This is a genomic window from Ideonella sp. P3_A4 (assembly GCF_056403075.1).
Window position 1 is genome coordinate 1 of the sequence record NZ_JBFUGE010000488.1, and the last position, 4,541, is coordinate 4,541.

Consider the following 4,541-nt stretch of genomic DNA (forward strand, 5'->3'; position numbering starts at 1 on the left):
ACCCGGCGCAGGCTGGATGTGCCGACGCAGGCGCCCTGCGGCAGGGCGCTCAGCTGGTCATACTTGTTGGAGACGAAGGCGTCGCGCGGGTCTTCGCGCTCCAGGATCGCCGCCAGCGCAAACCCGGGCGGCATGTCCATCGGCACGTCCTTCAGCGAATGCACCGCCAGTCGGGCCTGGCCGTTTTCGATCGCGGTTTCAAGCTCCTTGACGAACAGGCCCTTGCCGCCGACCTTGGACAGGCTGCGGTCGAGGATCTGGTCGCCGCGGGTCGTCATGCCCAGCAACTCGGCCCGCAGGCCCAACTCGGCGGCGAGACGGTCGCGCACATGTTCGGCCTGCCACAAGGCCAGACGGCTTTCGCGGGTGGCGATGACGACGGGCGCGGCCAGCGCGGCGGTGGGGGCGTTGTCTGCAGGCATGGATGAATTATCGCCACCCATGGCGGCGCGGCGGGAGCGAAACGGCAGAAGAAGCCTGCTACGATCGCGCAGTGGTAATTTAGTTACCCAGTTTGGAGCCTTCATGCCGCGAGCCGCCCGTCCTGCCTCCCCTTCCACCTCTGCTGCACCAAAATCGCGCAAAACTGCAGTGGCGGTGAACGCCAAGAGCGACGCGGCAGAAAAGAACAAGCCGCTGATGGAGGATATCCGGTTACTCGGTCGCATCCTCGGCGACGTGATCCGCGAGCAGGAGGGCCGCGCGGCGTTCGAGCTGATCGAGCGGGTGCGCCAGCTGTCGGTGGCCTACCGGCTGAAGAAAGATGCGTCAGCAGGCCGCGTGCTCGACCGCCTGCTGAAGAACCTGTCGGCCGACCAGACCGTCAGCGTGATCCGCGCCTTCAGTTATTTCTCGCACCTGGCCAACATCGCCGAAGACCGTCACCACGTGCGCCGACGCCTGCACCACGAGGCCGAGGGCCATCTGCAGGAAGGCTCGCTGGCCTTCTGCTTCGAGCGCCTGGCGCGGGCCGACCACCGCGGCGCCGACATCGCGGCGATGCTGGAGCGGGCCTACATCTCGCCGGTGCTCACGGCCCACCCGACCGAAGTGCAGCGCACCAGCATCCTCGACGCCGAACGCGCGATCGCCACGTTGATCACCCAGCGCGACGAGCTGCGCAGCGAACGGGACCGGGACGAGAACGAACAACTGATCCGCGCCCGCGTCACCCAGCTGTGGCAAACGCGCATGCTGCGCTACGCCAAGCTGCGCGTGTCCGACGAGATCGAGAACGCGCTGTCGTACTACCACGCGACCTTCCTGCGCCAGATCCCGCGCATGTACCGCGAGATCGAGCAGGCACTGCCTGGCCACACCGTGCCGCCGTTCTTCCGCATGGGCCACTGGATCGGCGGTGACCGCGACGGCAACCCCAACGTGACCGCCGAGACACTGAACCTGGCCCTGTCGCGCCAAGCCGAGACTGCGCTGCGTCACTACCTGACCGAGGTGCACTCACTCGGCGCCGAGCTGTCGATGTCGGCCATGCTGGCCCCGGTGCCGCCCGAGATGCAGGCGCTGGCCGAACGTTCGCCCGACAAGAACCCGCACCGCGAAGACGAGCCCTATCGCCGCGCGCTGATCGGCGTGTATGCCCGCCTGGCCGCGACGCTGCACGAGCTGACCGGCACCGAGGCACTGCGCCATGCCGTGGCGCCGCAGAACCCGTACACGAGTGCCGAAGAGTTCGCCGCCGACCTGGACACGATCGAGCGCTCGCTGCGCTTTCACCATGCCGAGGCGATGGTCGCACCGCGGCTGGCACCGCTGCAGCGCGCCGTGCAGGTGTTCGGCTTCCACCTCGCCACCGTCGACTTGCGCCAGAGTTCGGATCAGCACGAACTGGTGGTGGCCGAGCTGCTTCGCGTGGCCCGCATCGAGCCGGACTACGCCGCGTTGAATGAGGATGAGCGCCGCGCTGTGCTGCTGCGCCTGCTCGACGACGCGCGCGGCCTGCGGGTGCGCGGCGCCGACTATTCGCCGCTGACGCAAAGCGAACTGGCGATCTTCGAAGCCGCCGCGGTGGGCCGCACGCGCTTCGGTGTCCACGCCATCCGCCACTACATCATCTCGCACACCGAAACGGTGAGCGACCTGCTGGAAGTGCTGCTGCTGCAGAAAGAGACCGGCCTGCTGCAAGGCACCTTGAACGACCATGCGCAGGCCGCGCTGATCGTCGTGCCGCTGTTCGAAACAATCGCCGACCTGCGCAACGCCGTCGACATCATGCGGGACTTCTACGCCCTGCCCGGCATCACCGCGCTGGTGGCGCGTGGCGGCGGCGAGCAGGACGTGATGCTGGGCTATTCGGACAGCAACAAGGACGGCGGCTTCTTCACCAGCAACTGGGAGCTGTACCGCGCCGAGATCGCGCTGGTCGAGATGTTCGATGCGCTCGAAGCCGAGCACAACATCAGGCTGCGGTTGTTCCATGGGCGCGGCGGCACCGTTGGCCGTGGCGGCGGCCCGAGCTACCAGGCGATCCTCGCGCAACCGCCCGGCACGGTGAAGGGCCAGATCCGCCTGACCGAACAAGGCGAGGTGATCGCATCGAAATACGCGCACCCCGAGATCGGCCGGCGCAACCTCGAGACCCTCGTCGCCGCGACGCTGGAAGCCAGCCTKCTGCACCCGRCCAAGGCCGCGCCGAAGGCCTTTCTCGAAGCAGCCGAGGGCTTGAGCCAAGCCAGCATGGCCGCCTACCGCCACCTGGTCTACGACACCGAAGGTTTCACCGACTACTTCTTCGCCGCCACGCCGATTCGCGAGATCGCCGAGCTCAACATCGGCTCGCGGCCTGCGTCACGCAAGGCCACGCGTGCGATCGAGGACCTGCGCGCCATCCCCTGGGGCTTCTCGTGGGGCCAGTGCCGCGTCGCGCTGCCGGGCTGGTGCGGCTTCGGCTCGGCGGTCGAAACCTTCCTCGCGGGCGACGATGGCAAGGGCACCGGCCGCGCTGCGCGGCTCGACCTGCTGCAGCGCATGCACAAGCAGTGGCCGTTCTTCCGCACGCTGCTGTCCAATCTCGACATGGTGCTGGCCAAGAGCGATGTGCGGATCGCGCAGCGCTACGTCGAACTGGTCGAGGACAAGCGACTGGGCAAGCGCATCTTTGCAGCGATCCGCACCGAGTGGGACAAGACGCATGACGCATTGGCGCTGATCACCGGCGAAGGCGAACGGCTGCAAAGCAACCCCGCGCTGGCGCGCTCGATCGAGCACCGCTTCCCTTACCTCGACCCGTTGAACCACCTGCAGGTCGAGCTGATGCGGCGCTACCGCAAGCGACCCAAAGGCGAGGCGGTCGACCCGTCCAACGACCGTGTGCAGCGCGGCATCCACTTGTCGATCAACGGCATCGCGGCGGGACTACGGAATACTGGTTGAGGCGGCCTACGGCCGCCGGTCACTTCGGCGCCGACGCTGCCTGTTGGCGCTGCAATGCGCGGCGCGCGGCCTGCATCTCGTTGCCGTTGCTGACCAGTGCGAACGAGGCCTCGACGCGGTGGAAGGTCTCGCAGGCCTGGGCCATCGTCATCGGGCCCGGCTGGTCGAAGCCGAAGTTGGTTTCTTCGACAAAGGCTTCGCTCAGCGCACGTTGCTCGTCGGCCAGGGCGTTGACGCGATCGGTCGGCCAGCCGCTGCGGCGCGCCAGGCCGATGCCGATGCCGTGCTCCATCARGGTGTCGCCGTGCTCGATCATCAGCCCGGCCACTGCACTGCACTCCTGGCGACGCTGCGCTGCGTTCAATGCGTCGGTCGAACACAGGCGCGAAATCGCCATCAGGCCGTTGTTGACCAGCAGGCTGCCGACACCGATCAGGTCCGCCGCCAGCACTTGCCGCTCCACCGGTGGCAGGGCCTGCAAGACCGCGCTGTTCGACAAAGGCATCAGGTCGCTCCAGATCAGGCGGCTGCCTCGGCTCTGCGCAGCCCGGCCCAGCGCTTCGCGCGCGGTGCGCGTGTCGGAACGCTCCAGCGCCTCGGCGGCCACGGCCAGCCAGGCCTGGACGTTGTCGGGATCGACCGCTGCCCAGCGCGCCGGCGACATTGACGAGCAGGCGGTTGCGTGTTCGGCCGGTGCGGTGTCGCACAGCTGCGTGGCCAGCGCCGCAACGCGGGGGTCGTTGCTGCTCAAGGCTTCGCTGACCAGTGCAAGGTAAGTGTCGGCGTCGGGTGGGCCCTCGACATCACGGGCGCGCGCCATCAGCAAGCGGCCGGCGATGCGGTCAAAGGCTTCGGGCGACGAGGCCAGCAGCTGCCCGGCATGGGCCAGCGCGGTGGGCCGCAGGCGGCGGAACACCTGGTCGATCGCGTCGGCCGGTTTGCCCGCCAACGCACGCCACTGCGGCGGGCAGCTGGGGTCGATCGGTGCAACAGCCAGCTCGGCGGCATCGCTCGCGCCATGCTCCGGTGCCGAAGGCGCCTGGCTGGCCATCACCGCGTGATGCGTCGCCTCGGCCACGCTGGACAAGGCCTGCACCACCGAATCGTCGGCAGCGTCAGGCTGCCGCCACCAGCGGTAGCCGGCCACTCCG

General features: G+C 68.2%; 2 protein-coding genes and 1 pseudogene. 1 reads left to right on the forward strand and 2 read right to left on the reverse strand.

Features of this window, described 5'->3' with window-relative positions:
• Positions 1 to 422: pseudogene (locus AC1DYI_RS27410) on the reverse strand (hydroxymethylbilane synthase); the annotation flags it as partial.
• 103 nt (positions 423 to 525) lie between these two features.
• On the opposite strand from AC1DYI_RS27410, the gene ppc reads away from it, so the two are divergent.
• Positions 526 to 3,390 (forward strand): phosphoenolpyruvate carboxylase, encoded by a 2,865-nt coding sequence (gene ppc / locus AC1DYI_RS27415; protein ID WP_477207286.1) that lies wholly within the window; start codon positions 526 to 528, stop codon positions 3,388 to 3,390.
• Between the two features lie 19 nt (positions 3,391 to 3,409).
• Here ppc and AC1DYI_RS27420 read toward each other — a convergent pair.
• On the reverse strand, positions 3,410 to 4,541 hold a 1,132-nt coding region (locus AC1DYI_RS27420), incomplete at its 5' end, for a hypothetical protein (RefSeq protein ID WP_477207287.1).